This is a genomic window from Limnohabitans sp. JirII-29 (genome assembly GCF_003063395.1).
Lineage (GTDB): Bacteria > Pseudomonadota > Gammaproteobacteria > Burkholderiales > Burkholderiaceae_C > Limnohabitans.
Window position 1 is genome coordinate 156195 of the sequence record NZ_NESB01000007.1, and the last position, 26253, is coordinate 182447.

Sequence of the window (26253 nt, forward strand, 5' to 3'; positions counted from 1 at the left end):
GTCCAGGAGCCAATCATGGCTGTCCAGCAAAACAAAAAATCTCCTTCCAAGCGCGGCATGCACCGCTCGCACAATGCTTTGAATGTGCCAGGTACCGCTGTTGAGCCAACCACTGGCGAAACCCACCTGCGTCACCACATCAGCCCCACCGGTTTCTACCGTGGTCGCAAAGTGCTGAAAAGCAAATCAGAAGCCTGATTGATTTCGGCACACACTGGCCCGTGGCACTGTAAGCGCCTCGGGCTTTTGTTTTTTCTACGAGAGCTCACATGATCACTGTGTCTGTTGACTGCATGGGCGGCGACCACGGGCCACGTGTCACGCTCGCGGCATGTCGTCGATTTTTAGAGACGCATCCTGATGCACGTTTGTTGTTGGTCGGGTTGCCGCAGGCTTTGTCGTCGTTTGCTCATCCACGTGCTGAGGTCATTGCTGCTTCTGAAATTGTGGCCATGGACGATCCGGTCGAGGTTGCCATGCGGCGCAAAAAAGACTCTTCAATGCGCGTGGCCATTGAGCAAATCAAGCATGGTGCTGCCCAAGCGGTTGTTTCAGCTGGCAACACGGGGGCTTTGATGGCGATCGCGCGTTATGTGCTCAAAACCATTGATGGTATTGATAGGCCCGCAATTGCTGGGCGCATGCCCAATTTCAAAGGTGGCGGCACCACCATGCTCGATTTGGGGGCCAATGTCGATTGCACGCCTGACCACTTGCTCCAGTTTGCTGTCATGGGTTCAGCCTTGGTATCTGTGTTGGATGAGATTGAGAGCCCTTCTGTGGGTCTTTTGAATATTGGTGAAGAAGCGATTAAAGGGAATGAAATCATCAAAAAAACTGGTGATTTGCTTCGAACTGCTGCCAAATCCGGTGATTTGAATTTTTTCGGTAATGTTGAGGGTAATGATATTTACCAAGGTACTGTGGATTTGATTGTGTGCGACGGTTTTGTTGGTAATGTGGCCTTGAAAGCCAGCGAAGGTTTGGCATTCAAGATCAGCGATACCTTAAAAAACTCTTTTACGCGCAATATCTTCACGAAAATTGCAGCGTTTTTTGCTTATCCGGTTTTATCTGACTTTAAGGATAAGGTGGATCATCGACGCTACAACGGCGCGGCTCTTTTGGGCCTCAATGGCATCGTTTTCAAGAGTCATGGCTCAGCCGATGAGGTAGCCTTCGAGACAGCATTGAACCGGGCGTATGATGCAGCCCACCATAACTTGCTCGAACGCGTACGCTCTCGCATTGCCCATGCCGCTCCTTTGTTGGCTATGGCGCAATCGACAGAAGTGACCGTCTGACCCACCTCATTGATGACCCGTTTTTCCCGAATTACCGGCACCGGAAGTTTTCTCCCCCCTCGTCGGTTGACCAATGCAGATTTGGTCGCGGAATTGGCCTCCCAAGGCGTCGAAACTTCAGACGACTGGATTGTGGAGCGCACAGGTATTCATGCTCGCCACTTTGCCGCTCCAGATGTCAGTAGCAGTGATTTGGCTTTTGAAGCGGCCAAGCATGCCCTGGCTGCGGCGGGGCGCAGTCCGCAAGACATTGATTTGATCATTGTGGCGACGTCCACTCCGGACATGGTCTTCCCGTCTACGGCATGCCTGCTGCAACATAAGTTGGCACAAATTGATGAGGCTGCCGCTGGTATTGCTGGCGCGCCAGCCTTTGATGTGCAAGCGGTGTGCAGTGGTTTTATTTACGCCTTGACCGTGGCGGACGCCATGATTCGTGCCGGTTCCGCAACACGTGCTTTGGTTGTTGGTGCGGAGGTTTTTTCGCGCATCCTCGACTTCAAAGATCGCACCACTTGTGTGTTGTTTGGCGATGGTGCGGGTGCTGTGGTGTTAGAAGCTTCCAATCAGCCCGGGATCTTGGCAACAGACATCCATGCCGATGGCAAACATGCAGGCATCTTGTGCGTTCCTGGCCATGTGCGAGGTGGCGAAGTCTTGGGCGATCCGGTCCTCAAAATGGATGGTCAAGCAGTTTTCAAATTGGCAGTTGGCTTGTTGGAAGGCGCTGCTAGGGCTGCTTTGAACAAGGCAGGTTTGCAAGACAGTGACATCGACTGGCTGATTCCTCATCAAGCCAACATTCGAATCATTCAAAGCACAGCCAAAAAACTCAAACTCCCAATGGACAAGGTCGTGCTGACAGTCCACAACCATGGGAACACGTCGGCGGCATCCATTCCTTTGGCTTTGGACGAGGCTGTGCGCAGTGGCCAAGTCAAGCCTGGGCAAACACTCATGCTTGAAGGCGTGGGTGGCGGGTTTACTTGGGGTGCCGTGCTCTTGAAGTTGTAAGTCTCCATTTCTTGGAGACATCAAAGCAATCATTCATTTATGAAATCATTTGCATTTATTTTTCCGGGGCAAGGCTCTCAGTCGGTAGGAATGCTGGACGCCTGGGGCGATCACCCAGTGGTCTTGGAAGCACTGGCTGAAGCCTCCGATGCCATGAGCGAAGACGTGGCGAAGTTGATTCACGAAGGCCCCAAAGAGGCGTTGGCTTTGACCACCAATACCCAACCCGTCATGCTGGTCGCTGCTGTAGCCGCTTACCGCGTGTGGTTGGCCGAAGGCGGCGAGGCCCCTTCTGTGGTCGCGGGTCATTCATTGGGCGAGTATTCGGCACTTGTGGCCTCTGGCGTATTGACTCTTGCACAAGCTGCGCCTTTGGTGCGCTTTCGGGCACAGGCTATGCAAGATGCCGTACCTGTGGGCACAGGTGCCATGGCGGCCATCTTGGGTTTGGATGCTGCCAAAGTCATTGCCGGTTGCGCTGAGGCCCAAGCTACTTTTGGTGCTGGTGCTGGTTCTGCTGAAGTCGTGGAAGCTGTGAACTTCAATGATCCAGGTCAAACGGTGATTGCAGGCAGCAAAGCTGCTGTAGAGAAAGCCTGTGAAGTTCTTAAGGCCAATGGCGCGAAACGTGCCTTGCTGTTGCCAGTTTCCGCACCTTTCCATTCCAGTTTGATGAAGCCCGCAGCAGAGCGATTGAAAGAAAAATTGGCTGCAACAAGTTTTGCGGCGCCTCAAATTCCCGTGGTCAACAACATTGATGTCCAGGTAGAGAGCGATGCGGATCGTATTCGCGATGCTTTGTATCGCCAAGCGTTTGGCCCCGTGCGTTGGGTCGAATGTGTCGCAGCCATCAAAGCGCGTGGGGTGTCCACCTTGGTAGAGTGCGGACCAGGCAAAGTGCTAGCAGGCATGATCAAGCGGATTGATGCTGAATTGGTTGGCATGCCTTTACTTGATCCCGCGTCTCTTGCAGACGTCAAAACGACCTTGGCCTGAGTATTGAAATATGAGTGAACAACAAATGACCCCTCAAGTGGCTTTGGTGACGGGTGCGTCGCGTGGAATTGGCGCAGCCATCGCCCAACTGTTGGCGCAACAAGGGTTTTCAGTTGTAGGCACAGCCACAACGGATGAAGGTGCAGCCAAAATCAGTCAAACCCTGTCAACTTATCCAGGTTGCAAGGGGACGAACCTGAACGTCAACGATGCGGCAGCGATCGAAGCGCTGGTCGATGACATCACCAAAGAACACGGTGCTTTGCACGTGCTCGTCAATAACGCGGGGATTACACGCGACATGTTGGCGATGCGTCTTAAGGATGACGATTGGGATGCGGTGCTCGACACCAACCTCAAAGCTGTATTTCGCCTGTCACGTGCCGTGATTCGCCCGATGATGAAACAGCGCTATGGTCGCATCATCAACATCACCAGTGTGGTGGGTGCTTCTGGCAATCCTGGTCAAGCCAACTACGCCGCCGCCAAAGCGGGGGTAGCAGGTATGACGCGTGCTCTGGCTCGCGAGCTGGGTAGTCGTAACATCACGGTCAACTGTGTGGCGCCAGGCTTTATTGAAACCGATATGACTGCTGCACTGCCAGCAGAACAACAAAAAGCCTTGTTGTCCCAAATTCCCTTGGGACACTTGGGCAAACCATCTGACGTGGCTCATGCTGTGGCGTATTTGGCCAGTGCCAACGCTTCTTATGTGACTGGGCAAGAACTGCATGTCAACGGTGGCATGTTCATGGTTTGAGCTGGCTCGAACCGACTGATTCAAAACGGTGTGTCCGCCCGGTTAAAATTGCGGACTTATTCACAACCCTCTGAGGGACCCCATGAGCGATATCGAAGCACGTGTCAAAAAAATCATTGCCGAACAACTTGGCGTGGAAGAGTCACAAGTCACCAGTGAAAAAGCCTTTGTGGCTGATTTGGGTGCCGACTCCTTGGACACCGTGGAATTGGTGATGGCATTGGAAGACGAATTTGGTATTGAAATTCCAGACGAAGATGCCGAAAAAATCACCACTGTGCAAAACGCGATTGATTACGCGTTGACGCACAAAAAAGCCTAATTCATAGGAACCTCCGCATGAGCCGTCGTCGCGTCGTCGTGACCGGTCTGGGATGTATCAGCCCCGTGGGAAACACGGTGGCTGACGCCTGGGCCAATCTTTTGGCTGGTAAATCCGGCATTGGCACCATCACACGTTTTGATGCCTCTAACCTCAACTGCCACATTGCAGGTGAGGTCAAAGATTTAGATTTGGATCAATACATCTCGCCCAAAGAAGCGCGAGCCATGGATCGGTTCATCCACTATGGTGTGGCGGCTGCCATTCAAGCGGTGAATGACTCTGGCCTTGCTACGGGCGAAGCCCAAGGCGAGGAAGAGTCCACCCGTGTCGGTGTACTGATTGGTTCTGGCATTGGTGGCTTGCCACTGATTGAAGATATGCACAGTGAGTTGTTGGCCAAAGGCCCACGACGCATTTCGCCTTTCTTTGTGCCAGCATCCATCATCAACATGATTTCAGGCCACGTGTCCATGCGTTTTGGCTTCAAAGGCCCGAACTTGGCCGTGGTCACTGCCTGCACTACTGGCTTGCATAGCATTGGTGAGGCTGGCCGGATCATCGAATATGGTGATGCGGATGTGATGATTGCTGGTGGCTCTGAATGCACTGTGTCGCCCCTGGGCGTGGGTGGTTTTGCCGCCATGCGCGCGTTGTCGACCCGCAATGACGACCCCACTACCGCATCGCGCCCATGGGATCGAGATCGCGATGGTTTTGTATTGGGAGAGGGCGCTGGCGTTGTGGTACTCGAAGAGTATGAGCATGCCAAAGCCCGTGGTGCCAAGATTTACGCTGAGTTGTCTGGTTACGGCATGAGCGCAGATGCGGGCCACATGACAGCGCCAAACATGGACGGTCCAAGGCGAGCCATGCTCAATGCCATGCGTAATGCAGGTGTCAATGCGGACCAGATTCATTATTTGAATGCACACGGTACGTCGACACCGCTGGGTGACATCAACGAAACCAATGCCATCAAGGCAGCTTTGGGCGATCACGCCAAAAAAGTGGTGGTTAATTCCACCAAATCTATGACCGGCCATCTGTTGGGTGGTGCTGGCGGCATTGAGAGTGTCTTCACTGTCTTGGCCATTCATCACCAAAAGAGTCCCCCGACGATCAACATATTTAACCAAGATCCCGAGTGTGATCTGGACTACTGCGCCAATGTGGCGCGCGATATGAAAATCGATGTAGCCCTGAAAAATAACTTTGGATTTGGTGGTACCAACGGCGCATTGGTTTTCAAGCGCGTTTGAGTCGACTGCTATGTACAACGCCCCATCGGTTGCTTATCCGGTGGGGCGTTGTGCTTTTGAGCGTTGGCTTTACATAGCTTTCATGATTGCGACATGCGGCGTATGGTTCGCATGGGCCATAGTACAGCCTCGAAGTGTGTGGTTGTTTGTGGGTTTGAGTTGCGTTCTTGGTGCAGCGCTTTGGGGTCGGCGTGTTCTGCAACTCCCATTGGCGACTTTGTATTGGAACGGGGACGTGTGGCTTTTACATGAAGAAAATTCGAAACATGGTTCTGACCAGTTGGGGCAGCCTCATGTCTGTATGGATTTTCAACACATCTTGCTTTTGCGCTGGCAACCCTTATCTAAACCACACAATGTTGTCACCCGTTGGCTGTGGCTGAATCGCTCAACTCAGCCCACACGCTGGCAAGATCTGCGACGCGCTGTGTATGACCGTGCCTATTTGTCCTGAAAGAGAGCTCTTATGGCTTTGAAACGCTACCTGTCGATTGCCCTGATGATCAGCAGCTTGTCTGTGGCTGGTTTAGGGCTTGGTGTCACCGAACCCGCATTCGCGCAATCTGTGCGTACCCTGCCTGACTTCACGGATTTGGTGGAGCAAGTCGGGCCATCCGTGGTGAACATTCGGACCCTAGAAAAAGCTTCCGTGCGTGAGACTCAAAACAGTCCGCAAGACGAAGAAATGCAAGAGTTTTTCCGTCGCTTTTTTGGCGTGCCTATGCCAAGCCCTAATTCGCCGCGCCAGCAGCGCCCGAATAAACCCCAGCAACCTGACGAAGAGCAGCCGCGAGGCGTGGGTTCCGGGTTTATCTTGTCGAGCGACGGCTTCATCATGACCAACGCCCATGTGGTCGACGGTGCAGATCAAGTGGTAGTGACCTTGCCTGACAAACGCGAGTACAAAGCCCGCATCGTAGGTGCTGACAAGCGCAGCGATGTGGCTGTGGTCAAAATCGAAGCCAGTGGCTTGCCTAGCGTAAAGGTGGGGGATGTGAGTCGACTCAAAGTTGGCGAGTGGGTCATGGCCATCGGTTCGCCCTTTGGATTGGAAAATACGGTGACCGCAGGCATTGTCAGTGCCAAGCAGCGTGACACCGGAGACTATTTACCGTTTATTCAAACCGACGTCGCCATCAATCCAGGTAACTCAGGCGGGCCCCTCATCAATATGCGAGGTGAGGTGGTGGGTATCAATAGCCAAATCTATTCCCGCTCCGGGGGCTTCATGGGAATTTCTTTTGCGATTCCTATCGATGAAGCGATTCGCGTGAGCGAGCAACTGCGTGCGACGGGTAGGGTGCAGCGCGGTCGTTTGGGGATCCAGATTGATCAAGTGAGCAAAGAAGTCGCCGAATCTTTGGGGCTGAGTAAAGCCCAAGGTGCATTGGTGCGAGGTGTGGAGCAAGGCTCTCCTGCTGAAAAAGCGGGTCTCGAGGCTGGCGACATCATCTTGCGCTTCGATGGCAAGGCGATTGAAAAATCCTCAGACTTGCCACGCATAGTGGGCAACACCAAACCCGGCACTCGCAGCATGTTGCAAATCTTGCGTCGTGGCACGACCCGCGACATGGCCGTCACGGTGGGTGAAGTTGAAGCTGAAAAACCTACCAAAAAAGCTGCTGCACCAGCGGAGAAGCCGAGCTCTTCTTCCTTGGCTGCAAAAGTTTTGGGGCTGTCTGTGAGCGACTTGAGCGATGCGCAGAAGAAAGAACTCAAGCTGCGTGGTGGTGTGCGTGTCGATGCCGTGGCTGAATTGGCTGCCCGTGCTGGCATTCAAGAAGGTGACGTGATTTTGGCGCTGTCTAACGCAGAAACACCGACTGTCCAGGTCTTTGAGGGCTTGGTGGCCAAGCTAGACCGCAGCAAACCTGTCAGTCTCTTGATTCGTCGTGGCGATTGGGCTCAGTACACGGTGATTCGTCCACAGCGTTAAACCCCTAAGACTCAGTCGGGTTTGGGGCTGATTTGGTGCGTGTGAGTTGAAAGAAAAATATTTTTCAATCTTCTTAGCCCTCTTATTTGTTTGCACTTACTAACTTAAATAAGAGGGTTCAAGCTCTTTTTGTATAGAATCGAGGGGCTGAAAGAGCTTTTGCGATATATCGCGAACCATGAAATCCACGATATGGGATTGGAAGATACGCTCCACAGGTGCTCCACAGATCACCCACAAGTTGTCCAAATAACCCCGCCTCCAGAATGTTGATAAGTTGTGAATAAGTCGATGTTGTTAGCCTGCAACGAGCGTGCAGTAGTGCCTAGGTCGCTGTACGTTTGCGGGTTTTTGCCTACAATGAAGTCCCAACTATCGCAGTTGCCATTGCTTGTTGGTTCTGGGCGCGTCAGCATCTGACGCGCCCTTTTTTCATGCCTTCAACCCTTTGAATTCAATCACTTAAGTGTCCCCCTTGATGAACCACATCAGAAATTTCTCGATCATTGCCCACATTGATCACGGCAAATCTACGCTAGCCGATCGCCTGATTCAGCGCTGTGGTGGATTAGAAGAGCGCGACATGGAAGCGCAAGTCCTTGACTCGATGGACATTGAGAAAGAGCGTGGGATAACCATCAAAGCGCAGACGGCTGCGCTGCACTACAAGGCCAAAGATGGACAGGTCTACAACCTGAATCTGATTGATACACCGGGCCACGTTGACTTCTCTTACGAAGTGTCGCGTTCACTGTCTGCATGCGAAGGCGCGCTCTTGGTAGTCGATGCCAGTCAAGGTGTCGAAGCGCAAACCGTTGCCAACTGCTACACCGCACTGGACCTCGGTGTGGAGGTCGTGCCAGTGCTCAACAAGATGGATTTGCCGCAGGCAGATCCCGACAACGCGAAAGCAGAAATCGAAGACGTCATTGGCATTGACGCCACCGACGCCATTCCCTGCTCGGCTAAAACAGGCATGGGTATCGAAGAGATTCTCGAAGCCGTGGTGGCCAAGATTCCGCCACCCAAAGGCAATCCCAATGCGCCCTTGCGCGCCATGATCGTTGACAGCTGGTTTGATACCTATGTGGGTGTCGTCATGCTGGTGCGTGTGGTTGATGGCCGCTTGGGCAAAGGAGAACGCTTCAAGATGATGGCCACCAACGCTGTCTATAACGCGGATAACCTGGGTGTCTTCACGCCGGCCAACGAGTCACGCGAGTCACTCGAAGCGGGTCAGGTGGGCTACATCATCGCGGGCATCAAAGAGCTGCAAGCGGCCAAGGTGGGCGACACCATCACGCTGGAAAAGAAGCTGCCCAACAACTTAGGACCTGCCGAACAAGCTTTGCCCGGTTTCAAAGAAATTCAGCCACAAGTGTTTGCAGGGCTCTACCCGACCGAAGCCAACCAATACGACGCCCTGCGCGACGCCTTGGAAAAACTCAAGCTCAATGACTCCTCCTTGCACTACGAACCCGAGGTGTCGCAAGCGCTGGGTTTTGGTTTTCGTTGCGGCTTCTTGGGTCTGTTGCACATGGAGATCGTGCAAGAGCGACTCGAACGCGAGTTCGACCAAGACCTCATCACCACAGCCCCTAGCGTGGTCTACCAAGTGGTGAAACCAGATGGCGAAGTCGTCTTGGTCGAGAACCCAGCCAAGATGCCCGACCAGGGCAAGATGCAAGAAATTCGCGAACCCATCGTCACCGTGCATTTGTACATGCCGCAAGACTATGTGGGCGCTGTCATGACCTTGGCCAATCAAAAGCGTGGTGTACAGCTCAACATGGCTTATCACGGCCGCCAAGTCATGCTCACCTATGACATGCCGCTGGGCGAAATCGTGCTCGACTTCTTTGACAAGCTCAAATCGGTCAGTCGTGGCTATGCGTCGATGGACTATGAATTCAAAGAGTTCCGCACGTCCGATGTGGTGAAGGTCGACATCTTGCTCAATGGCGAAAAAGTCGATGCCTTGTCCATCATCGTGCACCGCACCCAAGCGCAATACCGCGGGCGTGCCGTGGTGGCCAAGATGCGCGAGATCATCAGTCGTCAAATGTTTGACGTGGCCATTCAAGCCGCCATCGGTGCCAACATCATTGCGCGTGAAACCATCAAGGCCCTGCGCAAAAACGTGCTGGCAAAATGCTACGGTGGTGACATTAGCCGCAAGCGTAAGCTCCTAGAGAAACAAAAAGCAGGTAAGAAACGCATGAAACAAATTGGTTCCGTTGAAGTGCCGCAAGAGGCCTTCTTGGCCATCCTGCAAGTGGAGGATTGATGGCAACTTTGACCGCTTTTGTGCTCGCAGCCTTTGTGAGCTACGCCGGGTCGTGGTACCTCGGCCTGATTGAAGGCAACTTTGCGTTGCTGATGTTCATGGCCACCGTGGTCACGGGCATTTACTGGCTGGCTGAACGCTTTTACTTTTTGCCCCAACGCGAAGCTGCTGCGGCCACATTGGAGCAAGAGGCCGACAAACGCCGAGCTGATTTGACCAAGTTGGGCATTGCCCAAACCGATGTCGACGTGTCTGAGGCCAAAGTTCGTCTCATCATGCAGCCTTGGTGGCTCGATTGGACGGCGGGGCTGTTCCCTGTCATTGCTGTGGTCTTTGTCTTGCGTTCGTTCTTGTTCGAACCTTTCAAAATCCCTTCTGGCTCCATGATTCCGACCCTCTGGGTAGGCGACCTGATCTTGGTCAACAAATTCCACTACGGTGTGCGCTTGCCGGTTTTGAACATCAAAGTCACAGAGGGCAATCCGGTGCAGCGCGGCGATGTCATGGTCTTTCGTTACCCACCCAAGCCAAGCCTCGACTACATCAAGCGCGTGGTAGGTGTTCCTGGCGACGAAGTGGCGTACCTGAACAAGCAGCTCACCATCAACGGCCAGCCCATCTCGAAAGACGCCCGTGCCGACTTCTTTGAAGAAGACAGCATGCGCTACATCAAGCAGTTCGAAGAGAAGCTGCCCATCGGCTCGAAACCCTCTGAAATGACGGGCTTGCGAACCCACAACCTGCTCAATGACGCAGATCGTCCTGCCTTCGTGCCAGGAGCCGATGACTTTGTGTTCAAAGAGAACTGCCAATACACCGTCGAGGGCGTGACATGCAAAGTACCGCCAGGCCATTACTTCATGATGGGCGACAACCGCGACAACTCGCTCGACTCGCGTTACTGGGGCTTTGTGCCTGACAAAAACATCGTGGGCAAAGCCTTCTTTGTGTGGATGAATTTTGGCAATCTCAAGCGCATTGGCGCTTTTGAATGACCTCACGCACCCCCATGGCCCAAGCCTCATTGACTCAGCAACAAATCCTTGAAACCCTGCAACAACGCTTGCAGTACAGCTTTCGCAACCCTGCACTGTTGGTGCAGGCACTGACCCACCGCAGCTTCAGCTCCGACCACAACGAGCGCCTTGAGTTTTTGGGTGACTCCGTGCTCAACCTGGGCGTGGCCCATATGCTGTACCAGCGCCTGAGCACCTTGCCAGAGGGCGACCTCTCGCGGGTGCGCGCCAACCTGGTCAAGCAAGACACCTTGCACCACTTGGCTGTGGAGCTGGGCTTGTCGGGCATCTTGCGCTTGGGTGAGGGCGAGATGCGCTCTGGCGGTCAAAAGCGTGCCTCTATCTTGGCCGATGCGCTGGAGGCGGTGCTCGGTGCGGTCTACCTCGACGCGGGCTATGACGCTGCGCACGCCCTGGTGCAGCGCATCTTTTCGGCCGTTGAAATCAACCCCGACATGCAAGCCGTTGGCAAAGACCCCAAAACCGAATTGCAAGAATGGTTGCAAGCGCGCAAACTCAAGCTGCCCATCTATCGCGTGGTGGGTACTTTGGGTGCTGCGCACCGCCAGACTTTTGACGTCGAGTGCGAAATCCCAGAACTGGCCCGCTGCGAGCGTGGCATTGGCGCATCGCGTCGTGCAGGAGAGCAGGCCGCCGCAGCAGCCATGCTTCAAGTTTTAAAGGAGTCGACATGACTTCAGCCCAAGCCCCCAAAGACGACGCCACAGGCCAAAGCCTGCAAGACATTGACGCCATGTTGGCCGCCAGCAAAGGCAACCGCGTGGTAGCCAGTCCCGTGGCTGTGCCACCGGCGGAGCAGCGTTGCGGCTTGATTGCCATTGTGGGCAAACCCAACGTGGGTAAGTCCACTTTGCTCAACGCCTTGGTGGGCCAAAAAATCAGCATCACTTCGCGCAAGGCGCAAACCACGCGCCATCGCATCACGGGCATGCGCACCGAAGGTGCTGCGCAGTTCGTGTTTGTCGATACCCCGGGTTTTCAAACCATCCATGGCAATGCATTGAACAAGTCGCTCAACAAAACTGTGCAAGGCGCGGTGGGCGATGTGGACCTGGTGCTGTTGGTGGTCGAGGCGGGTAGCTTCACCCCCGCCGACGCCCGTGTGCTGGCCCTGCTGGCACCTGGCATTCCCACACTCTTGGTGGCTAACAAGCTCGACTCGGTCAAGAGCCGCGCCGATGTGGCCCCTTGGTTGCAGGAGATGCAAACCCGCCACCCCTTTGCCGAGTTTGTGCCCATGTCGGCCAAGAACGCCAAAGACGTGGAGCGCTTGCTAGGTATTTGTGAAAAGTACTTGCCCCAACAAGGCTGGATGTACGCCGCTGACGAATTGACCGACCGCAGCGAAAAATTCATGGCCGCCGAGATGGTGCGCGAAAAACTGTTTCGTCTGACCGGTGACGAGTTGCCCTACACCTCGACCGTGATCATTGACAAGTTCGAGGAAGAGCCCGGCAAGACCAAAGGTGTCAAACGCATGGTTCGCATTGCCGCCACCATCGTGGTCGAGCGTGATGGCCACAAAGCCATGGTCATTGGTGACAAAGGCGAGCGCCTCAAGCGCATGGGCACCGAGGCCCGTACCGAGTTGGAAAGACTCTTTGACGCCAAAGTGTTCTTGGAATTGTGGGTCAAAGTGCGCTCTGGCTGGGCCGACGACGAAGCGCGGGTGCGCAGCTTTGGCTACGAGTAAGTCCAGCACCTCCACCTACGCGCGTGGCATCACTCGCATTCAAGAGGAACCTGCGTTCGTCTTGCACCGCTACGACTGGAGTGAGTCCAGTTTGATTCTCGAAACCTTCACCCGTCACCATGGACGGGTGGCATTGGTGGCCAAGGGCGCTAAGCGTCCCACCTCCAATTTCCGCCCGGTGTTGCTGCCTTTGCAACCCCTGCACATCACCTACACCGGCGATGCTGAAATTCGCACCCTCAAAGGCGCTGAATGGGTAGGCGGGCACATCATGCCTCAGGGCGAGTCTTTGCTGTCGGGCTACTACCTCAACGAGTTGCTGTTGCGCTTGCTGGCGCGTGACGACCCCCATCCCCGCCTGTTCGATTTGTATGCCCAAGTGGTGCAGGTCTTGGCCTCTGGCCACGAAGGCACCATGGCGCCGGCCTTGCGTGCCTTTGAGTTGCTGCTGTTGCGCGACATTGGTTTGCTGCCCCAACTCAACGCCCAAACCCTCACCTTGGCCCCTCTGCAAGACCACGCGGCCTACAGCCTGGTCGCTGAAGGGGGCTTGCGCAGCCACAGCCCACAAGACCGCGTGGGCTTGGTGGGCTCGGTGTGGCAGCAACTCGATGCCAGCCTAGACGCTGACAGCCCCATGAGCGCCACCTTGCGCGTGTGTGCCGAGCTGCCCGCCGACCAACGCAACGCTTTGCAAGGCCAACTGCGCGCCTTGCTGCACTACCATTGTGGGGTCCACACCCTGCGCACCCGGCAGATGATGGTGGACCTTCAAGGTTTCTGATTCATGTCCCAGTCCCACACCCGTACCGCCTTGTCGGTCAACCTCAACAAAGTGGCCTTGGTGCGCAACACGCGCCACCTGGGCATTCCCAGTGTCACCCGTGCGGCCACCTTGTGCTTGCAAGCGGGTGCTGCGGGCATCACCGTTCATCCGCGTCCCGATGCGCGACACATTCGAGCCGATGATGTGCATGCCTTGGCTCAACTGCTCAAGGCCTGGCCGGATCGCGAGTTCAACATCGAGGGCAATCCGTTTCACAACCTGATGGACTTTGTGCAGCAGGTTCGTCCCCATCAGGTGACCTTTGTGCCCGACAGCGAAGGTCAATTCACCAGCGACCATGGTTGGAATTTTCCGCAAGACACTGAGCGTTTGAAACCTTTGATCGCCCAAGCCAAAGCCTGGGGCGCGCGCGTGAGCCTGTTCATGGACCCCGTGCCTGAGGCCATGGCCGCAGCCAAAGCGGTGGGGGCCGACCGGGTGGAGCTGTACACCGAAACCTATGCCAGTGCCTTTGGCACCCCCAGCCAAGCGGCCGTCTTGGCCGCTTTTGAAGCGACCGCGCAAGCGGCCTTGGCCGTGGGCTTGAGCGTCAACGCTGGGCATGACTTGAACCGCGACAACCTGGGCACCTTCTTACGCGCCGTGCCCGGCGTACTGGAGGTCTCCATTGGTCACGCTTTGATCGCCGATGCCCTGGAGATGGGCTACACCGAGACTGTGCGCGCCTACCTTGCGTGCATGCCCGCATGATCTACGGCATTGGCACCGATATTTGTGACATCCGGCGCATTCGCACGTCTTTGGAAAAGCACGGTGAGCGGTTTGCGCAAAAAGTATTGAGTGACAACGAGTTGGCCACTTGGCGCAGCCGCAGTCATCGGTGGCCAGAGCGCGGTGTGCGCTACGTGGCCACCCGCTTCTCAGCCAAAGAGGCCTTCAGCAAAGCCATCGGTTTGGGCATGCGCATGCCCATGACCTGGCGTTTGTGCGAAGTCGCCAAATTGCCCAGTGGCCAACCGGTGATCGTGCTCCATGGTGTGCTCAAAGAATGGTGTGACGCCCGTGGCCTGAAAGCCCAGGTCAGTGTGAGCGACGAGTCCGACTACGCCACCAGCTTCGTCATTGTTGAAAAAGAATAAGTTGTTCATGTCCCACCACGCCCCTCTCATTCTTGACATCGCAGGTACCGAGCTCACAGCGGTAGATCGTCAGCGACTGGCGCATCCGCTCACAGGCGGCATCATCTTGTTTGGTCGCAACTGGCACAGCCGCTCTCAGCTCACCGCCTTGTGTGCCGACATCAAGGCCGTGCGGCAAGACTTGCTCATTTGCGTGGACCACGAAGGCGGACGCGTGCAACGCTTTCGCAGCGACGGCTTCACCCACATCCCGCCCATGCGGGCTTTGGGCGAGCGGTGGATGCAAGACGCCAAAGGTCAGCCGGGCAGTGGGGCCCTCGCCGCCATGGACGCCGCCACCGCCTGTGGTTACGTGCTGGCCAGCGAACTGCGCGCCTGTGGGGTCGACTTCAGCTTCACCCCTGTGTTGGATCTTGACCACGGGGAGAGCGGTGTCATTGGCGACCGCGCTTTCCATCGCGACCCACGTGTGGTCACTGCCTTGGCCAAAAGCCTGATGCATGGCCTGTTGCTGGCAGGCATGGCCAACTGCGGCAAACATTTTCCAGGCCATGGGTTTGTCAAAGCCGACTCGCATGTGGATATCCCAGTCGACAAGCGCAGCCTCAAAGCGGTGCTGAACGACTGCGCCTTGCCCTACAGCTGGCTCAGCACCACTCTCAGCAGCGTGATGCCGGCCCATGTGATCTACCCCAAGGTGGACGCCTTGCCAGCGGGCTTCTCGCCACGTTGGTTGCAAGACATCTTGCGCGGTCAATTGCATTTCAACGGTGCCATCTTCAGTGACGACTTGTCGATGGCTGGCGCGCGCCACATCCAAGGCCACGAGGTCAGCTTTGCCGATGCAGCCATGACCGCCCTCAACGCTGGATGTGATCTGGTACTGTTGTGTAACCAAAGTCTGGCGCAAGCGCCTGACCAGGGCAGGGCCTTGGACACCGCGCTCGATGAATTGACCGAAGGTTTGTTGAAAAACCGCTGGCAAGCCAGCGACGCCAGCGAACAACGCCGACGTGCCCTGTTACCTACCCATTCGCCGCTAGCCTGGGACGCGCTGATGACCCACCCCGCCTATGTGCGGGCACTGGACTTGCTGCCTTGAACCGCAGCCAGTTTTTCCCTAACCCCTAGGAAGTAGATGGCGACCAAAAATGGAAAAAACCAAGTCGATGACAGCGGCCTACGCTTCACCAGTCGTGAAAATGGCTCGCCCTTTGTTGGCATGGGCAAGGTGGGTGAAACCATGTCTTGCATGAAATGCGGCGTGCACAAGCCTCGTCGCCTGGGTAGTCAACGCCGCTTTGCGGGCGCACTGGCCTTCTTTTGTTTTGACTGCAAACCGCCTCTGGAGAAAAAATAACCATGGCCACCCCCAACTACAACTACGAAAAACGTCAACGCGAACTGGCTAAGAAAAAGAAAAAAGAGGAAAAGCTTAAGGACCGCGAAGCGCGTAAAAACTCGCCTGAAGGCGAGTTCGGCCAAGACCCTGACCACGCACAAAGCCCGGATGGTCCTACGCCTGAAGAGCCGCCTATCGTTTGATTTGATTTTTTACTGTCTTCACACCCCACTCACTGTCATTGCTTCTGAGGAGTTCTTACATGTTTGCGTCACGTCGATCGGTTATTTCCCACATCTTGCGCCCTCTGGCGGCGTTGGTCCTTACGGTGTCGTGCGGCTTGGCGGCTGCACAAGCCACCAAGCCCATCAAGCTCATGGTCGGTTTTCCTCCCGGGGGTGGCACCGATGCAGTGGCGCGTACCTTGGCGGAAAAACTCAAAGACGAGTTGGGCGTGGCCGTGGTGGTCGAGAACAAACCCGGTGCGGGTGGACAACTGGCGGCCCAAGCGCTCAAAGCCTCGCCTGCCGATGGCACAGTGCTGTTTTTGTCGCACGACCACACCATCTCCATCTTGCCTTTGGTGGTGAAGAACCCTGGCTTTGACCCTGCGCAAGACTTTGTGCCTGTGGCGGGTTTTGCCACCTTTGTGAATGCCTTGGCGGTGTCGGCTGGCACACCTGCCAAGTCGTTCAACGACTATGTGGCGTGGGTCAAAACGCAAGGCGCCGGCAAAGGTGCGGTGGGAATTCCAGCGCCCGCATCGACGCCTGAGTTCTTGGTCAAAGTGATTGGTCAAAAATTCAAGCTCGATTTGGTGGCGGCCCCTTACCGTGGCAGCGCTCCCATGATGGCCGACATGTTGGGCAATCAAATTGCAGCCGGTGTGGGCTCGGTGCCCGACTTCATGGAGAACCACAAGGCCGGCAAAGTTCGCATCGTGGCGGTGCTCGGTGCCAAGCGCCAAGCGTCTTTGCCCGATGTGCCCACCTTCACCGAGCTTGGCTTAGGTGGTTTGGAAGACCTGCCTTACTACGGCATCTTCGCGCCTGCTGGCACACCCAAGGCCACCATCGACCACTTCGGTCAAGCGCTTGCCAAAGTGCTGGCCATGCCCGATGTCAACGAGCACCTCACCAAGATGGGTTTGACTGTGGGTTTCATGAGCGCGCAACAGTTGGCGCAACGTGAACGTGCTTACACCCAGGTGTGGGCCAAGATGATCAAAGACAGCGGGTTCCAGCCTCAGTAATTCAGACCGCGATGCAGTCGGCGGATGATCAAAGCTCAGGGTAGCCACGTACCCAGTTCAAACAAATCAAATCCGCCGCTGCGCTCCCCCAGGCAATCGGCTAAAAAATCTTCTGTCAGTCGATAGGCCTTCAAATTCTCTTGCCACCTCGTAAGGCCATGCCCGGCTTGAGGAAACAAGTGCACGCGCACTTGCTTGCCTTCCTTTTGAAGCGCCTCTGCCATCTTGATCGACTGGCTCACTTTCACACGAGGATCGTGTACGCCGTGCAGCAGTAACAGTGGGCCTTGAACTTGAGCTGCTTTGTAAAGCGGCGAGCGTTCTTGCATGTCCCTGCGTTGCGCGGGGATGTCGGGATTGCCCACAAAGCGCATCCATTTGGTTTTACCCAACTCCCAATACGGGGGCGCTTCGCTCAGCAGCGAAGCAATGTCAGACATGCCAGCCGTGCTGATGCCACAAACGAATTTGCTAGGCGTGAACGTCATGCCCACCAAACTGGCGTAGCCGCCGTAACTCCCACCTGCAATGGCGACCCGTTTGGGATCGACCAAGCCTTGAGTCACCAATGCATCCACCGCATCGATCAAATCGTTGTGCATCTTGCCAGCAAACTCACCGCGTGCAGCCTCCTGAAACGCTTTGCCGTAACCGCTTGAGCCTCGGTAGTTCACGCGTAACACCGCATAACCGCGATTGACCAGAAACAGTTCCATGGTGTCGCCTGAAAGGTGCACATCACGCGACCACGGTCCACCATGCACAGAGAGGACGGTGGCAAATGGTGGAGTGGCTCCTAGGGGAACGCTCAAATAACCATGCAGATCGAGACCATCGCGGCTTTTGAAGTGCACGGGTTGACTTGGGGCAAGTGGGCTGATGGCATTCAGGCGGCTACGCACCAACTCGTTGAGGACAATCCATGTGTGTGTTTGTAGGTCGTACAACACATGCTCACCGCTGTTTTGACGTACCACTGTAGCCACCATCCAGCGCTCATCATCACTCAGGTTATGGATGGTGATGCGGGCATCGCTGGCTGCATGCAATTGCGTCAGTGCTGTTTTCAGCACGGGCTCAAACACTTGCCACTGCTGTGTGTCTGGCTCAGACGTCACAGCGATGGGCATCTGCCGTGTACGGCTCCAAACCACGCTGGACAGATCTACCCGGTCATCTGCATACAGCACGCGTTCGGCACCATTGCGCAAATCGATTTCCACCAATGCCAGTTTGTCTCGGTCTCGGTTTGACAAAGCCCACCAATGGTGTGGTGTGGCACTCGCTCTCAGAGGTTCAAAAGTGTCCGATGCATTCACACGGAATACTTCTGTCCATCCATCCTGTTGGGTGGCATCTGGCGTTTCGTAAACCCATTCATCTGCGCCGTGGCGCGCGCGGCCCATCACTTTGCCGGCATCGTTGACAAGCCATTGGCTGACGTTCCCTGGATTGGCGGCCAGCAATTGCAACGTTTGACTGTCTTGGACGTACCGGTATACGTCGAACACCTTGGCGTCACGCTTGTTGCTGCCAATGATCAAGTCATCACTCTCGAGCAATTGGGTGATGACAAAAGACTTGGCCCCCTCAAAAGGCGTCAAGTCGCGCATCAGGCCCTTGGGGCTTGCCGTGTCGAGTGCCCAAACGTGGCTGATCTCGTTCCCGTTGTCATCGATGTGCAGCAAGATATGACGGCTGTCGCGCGCCCAGATGCCCGTGCCGGGAATCTTGTAGCTTTGTACGGACCCCGTCACCAGATTCTTAACGTACAAACCCTGGCTAAGCCTGAGTCTTGCCACCCACATCAGTTGGCGTCCATCCGGGGAGATTTGGTAACCTCCTGAGGCATGCCAGTCGGCGACAAATTGCCGCGCAGGTATCAAGGGGGGCATTGCGCTTGTGCTGGTCGACAGACTGGCACAACCTGACAGCAGCAGGGACACCACAACGCCTATCCAAAGACTCGCCTTTTTCATGGGCATGGATGAAGCTCTTTGTGCGTTGGCTACTTGGAAATACTGTTTCAGCCCTCGCGTCGCAAGGCCGGAAACAAAATCACATCGCGAATGCTCGGGCTGTCGGTGAGCAACATCATCAAGCGGTCAATGCCAATGCCGCAGCCGCCTGTGGGAGGCATGCCGTATTCCAGTGCACGCACAAAGTCGTGGTCAAAGAACATGGCTTCGTCGTCGCCGCTGTCTTTGGCGGTCACTTGGGCTTGGAAGCGGGCGGCCTGGTCTTCGGCATCGTTCAACTCGCTGAACCCGTTGCCGAACTCACGGCCCGTGATGTAGAGCTCAAAGCGCTCGGTCACTTCGGGGCGCACATCGCTGGCGCGTGCCAAGGGTGAAATTTCAACCGGGTGCTCGCAGATGAAGGTCGGTTGCCAGAGCTTTTCTTCCACCGTTTCTTCAAAGTACATCACTTGCAGGCTGGCCAAGCTGCGTGTGCTGAGTTTGTCTTTGTCTTCTTTGAAGCCCAATTTTTTCAGCGCTTCGATCAGCCATTCCGCGTTGCCCACGTTGTCGCCCGCATCGGTGTATTTCAGAATCGCTTCAGGAATGGTCAAGCGCTCAAACGGCTGGCTCAAATCCACCGCCTTGCCACCATAGGTCAGCAGCAGTGTGCCGGCAGCCTTCATGGCGGCATCGCGCACCAACTCTTCGGTAAAGCTCATCAGGTCTTGGTAATTCCAATACGCCGCATAGAACTCCATCATGGTGAACTCGGGGTTGTGGCGTACCGAGATGCCTTCGTTGCGAAAGTTGCGGTTGATCTCAAACACGCGTTCAAAGCCACCCACGATCAAGCGCTTGAGGTAAAGCTCAGGCGCAATGCGCAAAAACATTTCTTGGTCCAACGCGTTGTGGTGCGTGGTAAAAGGTTTGGCGTTGGCACCGCCTGGAATCGGGTGCAGCATGGGTGTTTCAACCTCTAGGAAGTTGTGTTGCACCATGAATTCGCGAATGCCACTGACCGCTTTGCTGCGCGCCACAAAACGTTTGCGCGCTGTCTCGTCGGTCATCAAATCGACGTAGCGCTGGCGGTACTTGATCTCTTGGTCGTGCACGCCGTGAAACTTGTCGGGCATGGGACGCAAACTCTTGGTGAGCATGCGAATGCTACTGGCGTGGATTGACAACTCGCCGGTGCGCGTTTTGAACAACTTGCCTTCGCAGGCCACGATGTCGCCCAAGTCCCAGTGCTTGAAGTCGGCGTAAATTTCTTCGCCTACATCGTCGCGGGTGACATAAATTTGAATGCGTCCGGTGCTGTCTTGCAGTGTGGCAAAACTGGCTTTGCCCATCACGCGCTTGAGCATCATGCGACCTGCCACCTTGGCGAATTGGCCTTCTTCGGTCAACACCTCGGAGGTCTTGTCGCCATGCAACTCGTGCAAGGTAGCGGCATGGTGTGCTGGCTTGAAATCGTTGGGGAAGGCCACGCCGTGGCCTTGGGCCTGACGCTCACGAATCGCCTTGAGCTTTTCACGACGCTCGGCGATCAATTGGTTTTCGTCAACGGGAGCGGCTTCTGAGGCGGTGGGTGGGGTGTTGTGAGACATCTAAGGTTGTGCAGTAAGGCTGCGACGGGCAGCAAACCTCGTATTTTAAGAGTTTCCCTTGGCGCCCCCAAGTTGCCCGTCTGCCTGCGTCAACATCGACAGTCTGTCGCTGAAAGCGCAGAATGAATCGCATCCAGCAGGAGGGCCACGCCATGCATGACACCCGCACCGAGATCGACTCTATGGGTGCCATCGAGGTGCCCGCAGACAGGCTGTGGGGTGCACAAACCCAACGGTCTTTGATGTACTTTCAGATTTCGTCTGAAAAAATGCCGTCAGAAATCATTTTGGCCCTGGCCCGCATCAAGGCCGCTTGTGCCTATGTCAATGGGCAACTCCAGCTCTTGCCACAAGACAAGGCCCATGCCATTGGGGTGGCCGCACAAGAGGTTGTGTCGGGGCTTCACGCGCAAGAGTTCCCCCTCTCTGTGTGGCAGACCGGTTCTGGCACACAAAGTCATATGAATATGAACGAGGTGCTCGCCAACCGCGCTTCTGAATTGCTCGGCGTGCCACGTGGGCCACATCGCTGTGTTCACCCCAACGATGACGTCAACCGAGGACAGTCCTCCAATGACATATTTCCGACAGCAATGCATGTCTCAGCGGCCTTGGCGATCACTGGTGCTTTGCTGCCAGCGTTGCTGCGGCTGACAGACACCCTGCAGGCCAAGTCGGTGGCGTTCGAACACATTGTCAAGATCGGTCGCACGCACTTGCAAGATGCCACGCCCCTGACCTTGGGCCAGGAGTTTTCTGGTTATGCGGCACAACTGGTGCAAGCGGGCGCGGGGCTTCGGGCCGTGTTACCCGATGTGTACGCTCTCGCCGTGGGTGGCACCGCCGTCGGGACGGGCTTGAACACACACCCTGAATTTGGTGCGCGTGTCGCCGATGCGTTGGCGCGTTCGACGGGTTTGCCCTTGGTCAGCGCGTCCAATAAATTTGCGGCCCAAGCATCGCATGATGCATTGGTGGGCGCTCATGGAGCCCTCAAAGTGCTGGCTGTGGCCTTGATGAAGATTGCCAACGACATCCGTTGGTTGGCTTCTGGGCCACGTTGTGGCTTGGGTGAACTCACCCTGCCTGCCAATGAGCCTGGAAGCTCCATCATGCCCGGCAAAGTCAACCCCACCCAATGCGAAGCCTTGGCCATGGTGGCCTGTCAGGTCATGGGCAACGATGTGACCATAGGTCTGGGCGGTGCGCTGGGTAATTTTGAGCTCAATGCCTACAAACCACTCATGGCGCACAACTTTTTGCAAAGCGTGCGTTTGCTCAGCGCGGGCATGGACAGCTTTGAGCAGTACTGTATCCGTGGCCTAGAAGCACAACGAGAGCATATTGCCGACTTGTTGGGACGCTCGCTCATGTTGGTCACGGCACTGGTACCTCATATTGGCTATGACCGCGCCGCTGAAATTGCCAAATTTGCGGAACGTGAAAACCTCAGCTTGCGTGACGCAGCATTGGCTTTGAAGGCTGTTTCGGCAGCAGATTTTGACTGCTGGGTCCAACCTGAACACATGGTGTGATGACGCAGTTCCAAGTCTGTCAGCCTTGACTTTATTGATGAGTCGTCCACATCATGGACACGGTGGGTCTCAACTTCGGCTCGCCCATTTCATTTCCACCTCACACAGGAGAAAGCGTATGACCTCCATCAAAAGAATTTTTACCTGGGGATTCCTGTCCTTGTGCATCACCTTCCTCGCGAGCTGTGCCTCCATGTACGGAGATCCCAACATCGTGAAATTCAACAGCCAATTGATCGGTGGCAATGAAGTGCCGGCCAATAACACGATGGGACGTGGCACCTTGGACGCTGCGTTGAACAAAACCACCAACGAGCTGACATGGCGTGTCACCTATTCCGGCTTGACGGGACCTGTTGGGGCAGGCCACTTTCACGGCCCAGCCATGATGGGTGCCAATGCAGGGGTCGCGCTGGGCTTCAAAGGCAATCTGGACAGTCCGATTCAAGGCTCAGCCACGCTAACTGCTGACCAGGCACGAGACGTCTTGGCTGGCAAGTGGTACGTCAATCTGCACACCAAAGCCCATCCCGGTGGCGAAGTGCGTGCACAACTGATGCCTGCCAATTAACCAGGCTCTGGTTCGTCTGGCTCGGGGCGCAGAGCCAGACTGAGTTGGTCCACCACCTCGGCCCAATTGGCATCTTCTTGCAGCAGCTCTTGCAGCAAGCTGGCTTGCGCGGGCGTCCAAAAAGCAGCATCTTGCAACCGGATGTTGAAAGCAAGTGGGCTGTGCTGGGTCAGAAATTTCTGGATATCCGCGGGTGTGGAGGAAAGACCTAGCTGGGCAAATAGCTCGGAGAAGCGAGGAAATAGTTTTTCCATGATCTGTGCTCCTTGGCAATGCAGTCTATGGACAACAAGTCCATCAACAACGCCACTTTATGTTCAAACCTGTTGCTTGTGTGTACTTTGAGTCAGCGCAGACAAATAAAAAAAGGCCCTCATCTGAGAGCCTTTGATTGGGTGTGGCTCGCTTGAATCAAGCCACCGCATCCGCAGGTTGTCTTTGCAACATGGCCAAGGTGTTGGCAATGGTTTTGCGCAGTTCGCGGCGATCACAAATAAAGTCAATCGCACCTTTGGTTTGCAAGAACTCGGCACGTTGAAAGCCCTCGGGCAAGGTCACACGCACGGTGCTCTCAATCACACGAGGGCCCGCAAAGCCAATCAAGGCTTTGGGTTCGGCAATCACCACGTCGCCCACAAAGGCAAAGCCGGCAGACACGCCACCCATGGTGGGGTCAGTCAGCACGCTGATGTAGGGCAGGCCCTTCTTGGCCAAGCGGGTCAGCGATGCGTTGGTCTTGGCCATTTGCATCAATGACAGCAAGCCTTCTTGCATGCGCGCGCCACCCGTGGCGGTGAAGCAGATGAACGGCACTTTTTGCTCAATGGCGGTATGCACGCCGCGCACAAAGCGCTCACCCACCACCGAGCCCATGGAGCCACCCATGAAATCGAATTCAAAGCAAGCTGCCACCACATTGATGCTGTGCACCGCGCCACCCATCACCACCAAAGCGTCGGTTTCGCCGGTGTTGTTCATCGCTTCTTTCAAGCGTTCAGGGTATTTGCGGCTGTCCTTGAATTTCAAGGCGTCCACAGGCACCACTTCTTGGCCAATTTCGTAGCGGCCTTCGCCGTCTAAAAATGCATCCAGACGTTGACGCGCCCCAATGCGCAGGTGGTGGCTGCAACTGGGGCAGACGTTTTGGTTTTGCTCCAGATCGGTTTTATAGAGCACGGTTTCGCAGCTAGGACACTTGACCCACAAGCCTTCCGGCACGCTGCGGCGATCTGCCGGATCGGTGTGTTGAATTTTTGGAGGCAGTAGTTTTTCGAGCCAACTCATGGTGAGTCCTTCGTCAGTTCTGAATCAAATGATTTTAGTCGTCTGGCTTATGCATCCAAGGCTTGGCGAATGCCAGCCAGGAAGTCATGGGCCGCTTGCACCGCTTCGCCCTCGGGCGCAGCTTCCAGCAACTGGATGATGCGGCTGCCAATCACAACGGCGTCCGCCACACGGCTGACCGCGCGTGCGGTGGTGGCATCGCGAATGCCAAAACCTACACCTACAGGGATGTGCACGTGCTGACGAATGCGTGGCAGCATGGCTTCCACCGCGTCGGTGTCGAGATTGCCAGCACCCGTCACACCTTTGAGCGACACGTAATACACATAGCCACTGGCCACACGTGCCACTTGCGCCATGCGTTGGTCGGTGCTGGTCGGGGCGAGCAAGAAAATCAGGTCCATGCTGTGCGCACGCAACGTGGCCGCGAACTCTTCGCACTCTTCGGGGGGATAGTCCACGATGAGCACGCCATCCACGCCTGCTGCGGATGCGTCTTTCACAAACGCATGCGTCCCGTGTTTCAGGTCGTAACACTCGACGGGGTTGGCATAGCCCATCAACACCACGGGGGTGGTGGCGTTGGTTTGGCGAAACTCGCGCACCATGTCCAACACTTGCGTGGTGCCAATGTGCAAGCGCAGTGCTGCTTCACCGGCTTTTTGAATCACCGGGCCATCGGCCATGGGGTCGCTGAAAGGCACCCCCAGTTCAATGATGTCGGCGCCAGCATCCACCATGCTGTGCATCAGCGCGGGCGTGATCTCGGCTTTTGGAAAACCGGCCATCACATAGGGAATCAAGGCTTTGCGGCCTTGGGCTTTGAGGGCTGAGAGGGTGACGTCGATGCGACTCATTTCGTGACCTTGATGGTGTGCTCTGTGGGGCCGCCTTTGACCGACTGTCCTTGACAGCTCGGGCGGCAAAAGAAGTCAGCGCCGCTCAAGTCGGCCACCGTGCCAATGTCTTTGTCGCCACGCCCAGACAGGTTGACCAAGATCGATTGATCGGGTGACATGGTTTTGGCCAGCTTCATGGCGTAGGCCACGGCGTGGCTCGACTCCAGCGCCGGGATGATGCCCTCGGTGCGGCATAGGTAGTGAAAAGCGTCCAAGGCTTCGGTGTCGGTGATGCCCACATACTCGGCGCGACCGATGTCTTTGAGGAACGCATGCTCGGGGCCCACGCCGGGATAGTCCAGGCCAGCGCTCACGCTGTGGGTTTCGGTGATTTGGCCATTCTCGTCTTGCAAGATGTAGGTGCGGTTGCCGTGCAGCACGCCGGGCGCGCCCAACTGTAGCGAGCACGAGTGGCGATCTGTGTCCATGCCTTCGCCTGCGGCTTCCACGCCGATCAAGCGTGTTGTCTCAAACGGGATGTAGGGATAAAAAATCCCCATGGCGTTGCTGCCACCGCCCACGCAGGCCAACACCACATCGGGTTGTGCGCCATGGTGCATGGCGGGCATTTGCATGATGCACTCTTCGCCAATCACGCTTTGGAAGTCGCGCACCATCATTGGGTAAGGGTGTGGTCCGGCCACGGTGCCAATGATGTAGAAGGTGTTGTCCACGTTGGCCACCCAGTCGCGCATGGCTTCGTTCAGCGCGTCTTTGAGTGTGCGGCTGCCGCTCTCCACCGGTACCACGGTGGCGCCCAAGAGCTTCATGCGGTAGACGTTGGGGCTTTGGCGTTTCACGTCCTCTGCGCCCATGTACACCACGCATTCCAAGCCGTAGCGTGCGCAAATGGTGGCGGTGGCCACGCCATGTTGGCCAGCACCGGTTTCGGCAATCACGCGGGGCTTGCCCATGCGCTTGGCCAGCATGGCTTGGCCAATGGTGTTGTTGATTTTGTGGGCGCCGGTGTGGTTGAGGTCTTCGCGTTTGAGGTAAATCTGTGCACCACCCATCTCACGGCTCATGCGGGCCGCGTGGTAGATCGGAGAAGGCCGTCCGACAAAGTGGGCCAACTCGCTTTTGAACTCTGCCATAAAGGCCGGGTCGTGTTGGTATTTGGCGTAGGCCTCTTTCAGCTCTTCAATGGCGTGGGTCAGGGTTTCGCTGACAAAGCTGCCGCCATAAGGGCCAAAGTGGCCGCGTGCATCGGGTTGTTGGTAGTTCGACATAGAGGGGCCTGCAAAAAAGGGCTGGGTTTTAACCCC

The 26253-nt window shown here is 56.0% G+C and carries 27 protein-coding genes; 21 read left to right on the forward strand and 6 right to left on the reverse strand.

The annotated features are described in order from the left end of the window. The first annotated feature begins 15 nt into the window (after window positions 1-15). From rpmF to B9Z39_RS12615, 19 genes are all read left to right on the forward strand, one after another. Window positions 16-198: a 50S ribosomal protein L32 gene (gene rpmF / locus B9Z39_RS12525; protein WP_100146447.1), complete on the forward strand. Its 183-nt coding sequence runs from the start codon at window positions 16-18 to the stop codon at window positions 196-198. Window positions 199-269: 71 nt separating this feature from the next. Continuing rightward, window positions 270-1304: a phosphate acyltransferase PlsX gene (gene plsX, locus B9Z39_RS12530; RefSeq protein WP_108301943.1), complete on the forward strand. Its 1035-nt coding sequence runs from the start codon at window positions 270-272 to the stop codon at window positions 1302-1304. Between the two features lie 12 nt (window positions 1305-1316). Then, window positions 1317-2318, forward strand: coding sequence for a beta-ketoacyl-ACP synthase III (locus tag B9Z39_RS12535; RefSeq protein ID WP_108301944.1), 1002 nt, complete (start codon window positions 1317-1319; stop codon window positions 2316-2318). 39 nt (window positions 2319-2357) lie between these two features. Continuing rightward, window positions 2358-3314 carry an ACP S-malonyltransferase gene (fabD, locus tag B9Z39_RS12540; protein WP_108301945.1) on the forward strand — a complete coding sequence of 319 codons (957 nt, stop codon included), beginning with the start codon at window positions 2358-2360 and terminating at the stop codon, window positions 3312-3314. A gap of 10 nt (window positions 3315-3324) precedes the next feature. Then, window positions 3325-4074, forward strand: a complete 750-nt coding sequence (fabG, locus tag B9Z39_RS12545; RefSeq protein WP_100146451.1) for a 3-oxoacyl-ACP reductase FabG — start codon at window positions 3325-3327, stop codon at window positions 4072-4074. 82 nt (window positions 4075-4156) lie between these two features. After that, a complete protein-coding gene (gene acpP, locus B9Z39_RS12550) occupies window positions 4157-4396 on the forward strand; it encodes an acyl carrier protein (protein ID WP_100146452.1) in 240 nt (79 codons plus the stop codon). 17 nt (window positions 4397-4413) lie between these two features. Next, window positions 4414-5658 carry a beta-ketoacyl-ACP synthase II gene (gene fabF, locus B9Z39_RS12555; protein ID WP_100146453.1) on the forward strand — a complete coding sequence of 415 codons (1245 nt, stop codon included), beginning with the start codon at window positions 4414-4416 and terminating at the stop codon, window positions 5656-5658. 499 nt (window positions 5659-6157) lie between these two features. After that, window positions 6158-7594, forward strand: coding sequence for a DegQ family serine endoprotease (locus B9Z39_RS12560; RefSeq protein WP_233249004.1), 1437 nt, complete (start codon window positions 6158-6160; stop codon window positions 7592-7594). A 478-nt stretch (window positions 7595-8072) separates the two neighbouring features. Continuing rightward, entirely contained in the window at window positions 8073-9881 is a 1809-nt protein-coding gene (lepA, locus tag B9Z39_RS12565) for a translation elongation factor 4 (protein WP_100146455.1), read from the forward strand. After that, a complete protein-coding gene (gene lepB, locus B9Z39_RS12570) occupies window positions 9881-10876 on the forward strand; it encodes a signal peptidase I (RefSeq protein WP_100146456.1) in 996 nt (331 codons plus the stop codon). The genes lepA and lepB overlap by 1 nt, the downstream gene beginning before the upstream one ends. Continuing rightward, window positions 10873-11592: a ribonuclease III gene (rnc, locus tag B9Z39_RS12575; protein ID WP_233202584.1), complete on the forward strand. Its 720-nt coding sequence runs from the start codon at window positions 10873-10875 to the stop codon at window positions 11590-11592. Before lepB ends, rnc begins: the two co-directional genes overlap by 4 nt. Then, a complete protein-coding gene (era, locus tag B9Z39_RS12580; RefSeq protein ID WP_100146457.1) occupies window positions 11589-12611 on the forward strand; it encodes a GTPase Era in 1023 nt (340 codons plus the stop codon). The genes rnc and era overlap by 4 nt, the downstream gene beginning before the upstream one ends. A 28-nt stretch (window positions 12612-12639) precedes the next feature. Then, a complete protein-coding gene (gene recO, locus B9Z39_RS12585) occupies window positions 12640-13395 on the forward strand; it encodes a DNA repair protein RecO (RefSeq protein ID WP_100146502.1) in 756 nt (251 codons plus the stop codon). Window positions 13396-13398: 3 nt separating this feature from the next. Next, window positions 13399-14148, forward strand: a complete 750-nt coding sequence (locus tag B9Z39_RS12590; protein ID WP_100146458.1) for a pyridoxine 5'-phosphate synthase — start codon at window positions 13399-13401, stop codon at window positions 14146-14148. Further along, window positions 14145-14537: a holo-ACP synthase gene (gene acpS / locus B9Z39_RS12595; protein ID WP_100146459.1), complete on the forward strand. Its 393-nt coding sequence runs from the start codon at window positions 14145-14147 to the stop codon at window positions 14535-14537. The genes B9Z39_RS12590 and acpS overlap by 4 nt, the downstream gene beginning before the upstream one ends. 7 nt (window positions 14538-14544) lie before the next feature. Beyond that, window positions 14545-15639 carry a beta-N-acetylhexosaminidase gene (gene nagZ / locus B9Z39_RS12600; RefSeq protein ID WP_100146503.1) on the forward strand — a complete coding sequence of 365 codons (1095 nt, stop codon included), beginning with the start codon at window positions 14545-14547 and terminating at the stop codon, window positions 15637-15639. A gap of 36 nt (window positions 15640-15675) precedes the next feature. Continuing rightward, window positions 15676-15897 (forward strand): hypothetical protein, encoded by a 222-nt coding sequence (locus B9Z39_RS12605; protein WP_108301947.1) that lies wholly within the window; start codon window positions 15676-15678, stop codon window positions 15895-15897. 2 nt (window positions 15898-15899) lie between these two features. Continuing rightward, entirely contained in the window at window positions 15900-16082 is a 183-nt protein-coding gene (locus B9Z39_RS12610) for a hypothetical protein (RefSeq protein WP_100146461.1), read from the forward strand. A gap of 59 nt (window positions 16083-16141) precedes the next feature. Continuing rightward, a complete protein-coding gene (locus B9Z39_RS12615) occupies window positions 16142-17131 on the forward strand; it encodes a Bug family tripartite tricarboxylate transporter substrate binding protein (RefSeq protein WP_108301948.1) in 990 nt (329 codons plus the stop codon). A 35-nt stretch (window positions 17132-17166) separates the two neighbouring features. On the opposite strand, the gene B9Z39_RS12620 is transcribed toward B9Z39_RS12615, so the two are convergent. Continuing rightward, on the reverse strand, window positions 17167-18888 hold the full coding sequence (locus B9Z39_RS12620; protein ID WP_158269499.1) for a S9 family peptidase: 1722 nt from the start codon (window positions 18886-18888) through the stop codon (window positions 17167-17169). A 269-nt stretch (window positions 18889-19157) separates the two neighbouring features. Further along, window positions 19158-20699: a lysine--tRNA ligase gene (gene lysS / locus B9Z39_RS12625; protein WP_108301950.1), complete on the reverse strand. Its 1542-nt coding sequence runs from the start codon at window positions 20697-20699 to the stop codon at window positions 19158-19160. Between the two features lie 152 nt (window positions 20700-20851). Between lysS and fumC the strand changes: the two genes are divergently transcribed. Together fumC and B9Z39_RS12635 are read left to right on the forward strand one after the other, a co-directional pair. Next, on the forward strand, window positions 20852-22234 hold the full coding sequence (fumC, locus tag B9Z39_RS12630) for a class II fumarate hydratase (protein WP_108301976.1): 1383 nt from the start codon (window positions 20852-20854) through the stop codon (window positions 22232-22234). A gap of 118 nt (window positions 22235-22352) precedes the next feature. Beyond that, window positions 22353-22805 carry a CHRD domain-containing protein gene (locus B9Z39_RS12635; protein ID WP_100146464.1) on the forward strand — a complete coding sequence of 151 codons (453 nt, stop codon included), beginning with the start codon at window positions 22353-22355 and terminating at the stop codon, window positions 22803-22805. On the opposite strand, the gene B9Z39_RS12640 is transcribed toward B9Z39_RS12635, so the two are convergent. The 4 genes from B9Z39_RS12640 to trpB form a co-directional block, all read right to left on the reverse strand. Continuing rightward, entirely contained in the window at window positions 22802-23059 is a 258-nt protein-coding gene (locus B9Z39_RS12640) for a DUF2789 family protein (RefSeq protein ID WP_100146465.1), read from the reverse strand. The genes B9Z39_RS12635 and B9Z39_RS12640 overlap by 4 nt on opposite strands. A 157-nt stretch (window positions 23060-23216) precedes the next feature. Continuing rightward, window positions 23217-24089, reverse strand: a complete 873-nt coding sequence (accD, locus tag B9Z39_RS12645) for an acetyl-CoA carboxylase, carboxyltransferase subunit beta (protein ID WP_100146466.1) — start codon at window positions 24087-24089, stop codon at window positions 23217-23219. A 47-nt stretch (window positions 24090-24136) separates the two neighbouring features. Further along, window positions 24137-24946 (reverse strand): tryptophan synthase subunit alpha, encoded by an 810-nt coding sequence (trpA, locus tag B9Z39_RS12650; RefSeq protein WP_108301951.1) that lies wholly within the window; start codon window positions 24944-24946, stop codon window positions 24137-24139. Then, window positions 24943-26217, reverse strand: a complete 1275-nt coding sequence (trpB, locus tag B9Z39_RS12655; protein WP_100146468.1) for a tryptophan synthase subunit beta — start codon at window positions 26215-26217, stop codon at window positions 24943-24945. Before trpB ends, trpA begins: the two co-directional genes overlap by 4 nt. Window positions 26218-26253: the final 36 nt, after the last annotated feature.

Excerpts from the sequence above, each read along its gene's own strand:
- rpmF (WP_100146447.1), top strand. The coding sequence starts at position 16 with ATGGCTGTCCAGCAAAACAAAAAATCTCCTTCCAAGCGCGGCATGCAC.
- plsX (WP_108301943.1), top strand. The coding sequence starts at position 270 with ATGATCACTGTGTCTGTTGACTGCATGGGCGGCGACCACGGGCCACGT.
- B9Z39_RS12535 (WP_108301944.1), top strand. The coding sequence starts at position 1,317 with ATGACCCGTTTTTCCCGAATTACCGGCACCGGAAGTTTTCTCCCCCCT.
- fabD (WP_108301945.1), top strand. The coding sequence starts at position 2,358 with ATGAAATCATTTGCATTTATTTTTCCGGGGCAAGGCTCTCAGTCGGTA.
- fabG (WP_100146451.1), top strand. The coding sequence starts at position 3,325 with ATGAGTGAACAACAAATGACCCCTCAAGTGGCTTTGGTGACGGGTGCG.
- acpP (WP_100146452.1), top strand. The coding sequence starts at position 4,157 with ATGAGCGATATCGAAGCACGTGTCAAAAAAATCATTGCCGAACAACTT.
- fabF (WP_100146453.1), top strand. The coding sequence starts at position 4,414 with ATGAGCCGTCGTCGCGTCGTCGTGACCGGTCTGGGATGTATCAGCCCC.
- B9Z39_RS12560 (WP_233249004.1), top strand. The coding sequence starts at position 6,158 with ATGATCAGCAGCTTGTCTGTGGCTGGTTTAGGGCTTGGTGTCACCGAA.
- lepA (WP_100146455.1), top strand. The coding sequence starts at position 8,073 with ATGAACCACATCAGAAATTTCTCGATCATTGCCCACATTGATCACGGC.
- lepB (WP_100146456.1), top strand. The coding sequence starts at position 9,881 with ATGGCAACTTTGACCGCTTTTGTGCTCGCAGCCTTTGTGAGCTACGCC.
- rnc (WP_233202584.1), top strand. The coding sequence starts at position 10,873 with ATGACCTCACGCACCCCCATGGCCCAAGCCTCATTGACTCAGCAACAA.
- era (WP_100146457.1), top strand. The coding sequence starts at position 11,589 with ATGACTTCAGCCCAAGCCCCCAAAGACGACGCCACAGGCCAAAGCCTG.
- B9Z39_RS12590 (WP_100146458.1), top strand. The coding sequence starts at position 13,399 with ATGTCCCAGTCCCACACCCGTACCGCCTTGTCGGTCAACCTCAACAAA.
- acpS (WP_100146459.1), top strand. The coding sequence starts at position 14,145 with ATGATCTACGGCATTGGCACCGATATTTGTGACATCCGGCGCATTCGC.
- nagZ (WP_100146503.1), top strand. The coding sequence starts at position 14,545 with ATGTCCCACCACGCCCCTCTCATTCTTGACATCGCAGGTACCGAGCTC.
- B9Z39_RS12605 (WP_108301947.1), top strand. The coding sequence starts at position 15,676 with ATGGCGACCAAAAATGGAAAAAACCAAGTCGATGACAGCGGCCTACGC.
- B9Z39_RS12610 (WP_100146461.1), top strand. The coding sequence starts at position 15,900 with ATGGCCACCCCCAACTACAACTACGAAAAACGTCAACGCGAACTGGCT.
- B9Z39_RS12615 (WP_108301948.1), top strand. The coding sequence starts at position 16,142 with ATGTTTGCGTCACGTCGATCGGTTATTTCCCACATCTTGCGCCCTCTG.
- lysS (WP_108301950.1), bottom strand. The coding sequence starts at position 20,699 with ATGTCTCACAACACCCCACCCACCGCCTCAGAAGCCGCTCCCGTTGAC.
- fumC (WP_108301976.1), top strand. The coding sequence starts at position 20,852 with ATGCATGACACCCGCACCGAGATCGACTCTATGGGTGCCATCGAGGTG.
- B9Z39_RS12635 (WP_100146464.1), top strand. The coding sequence starts at position 22,353 with ATGACCTCCATCAAAAGAATTTTTACCTGGGGATTCCTGTCCTTGTGC.
- B9Z39_RS12640 (WP_100146465.1), bottom strand. The coding sequence starts at position 23,059 with ATGGAAAAACTATTTCCTCGCTTCTCCGAGCTATTTGCCCAGCTAGGT.
- accD (WP_100146466.1), bottom strand. The coding sequence starts at position 24,089 with ATGAGTTGGCTCGAAAAACTACTGCCTCCAAAAATTCAACACACCGAT.
- trpA (WP_108301951.1), bottom strand. The coding sequence starts at position 24,946 with ATGAGTCGCATCGACGTCACCCTCTCAGCCCTCAAAGCCCAAGGCCGC.
- trpB (WP_100146468.1), bottom strand. The coding sequence starts at position 26,217 with ATGTCGAACTACCAACAACCCGATGCACGCGGCCACTTTGGCCCTTAT.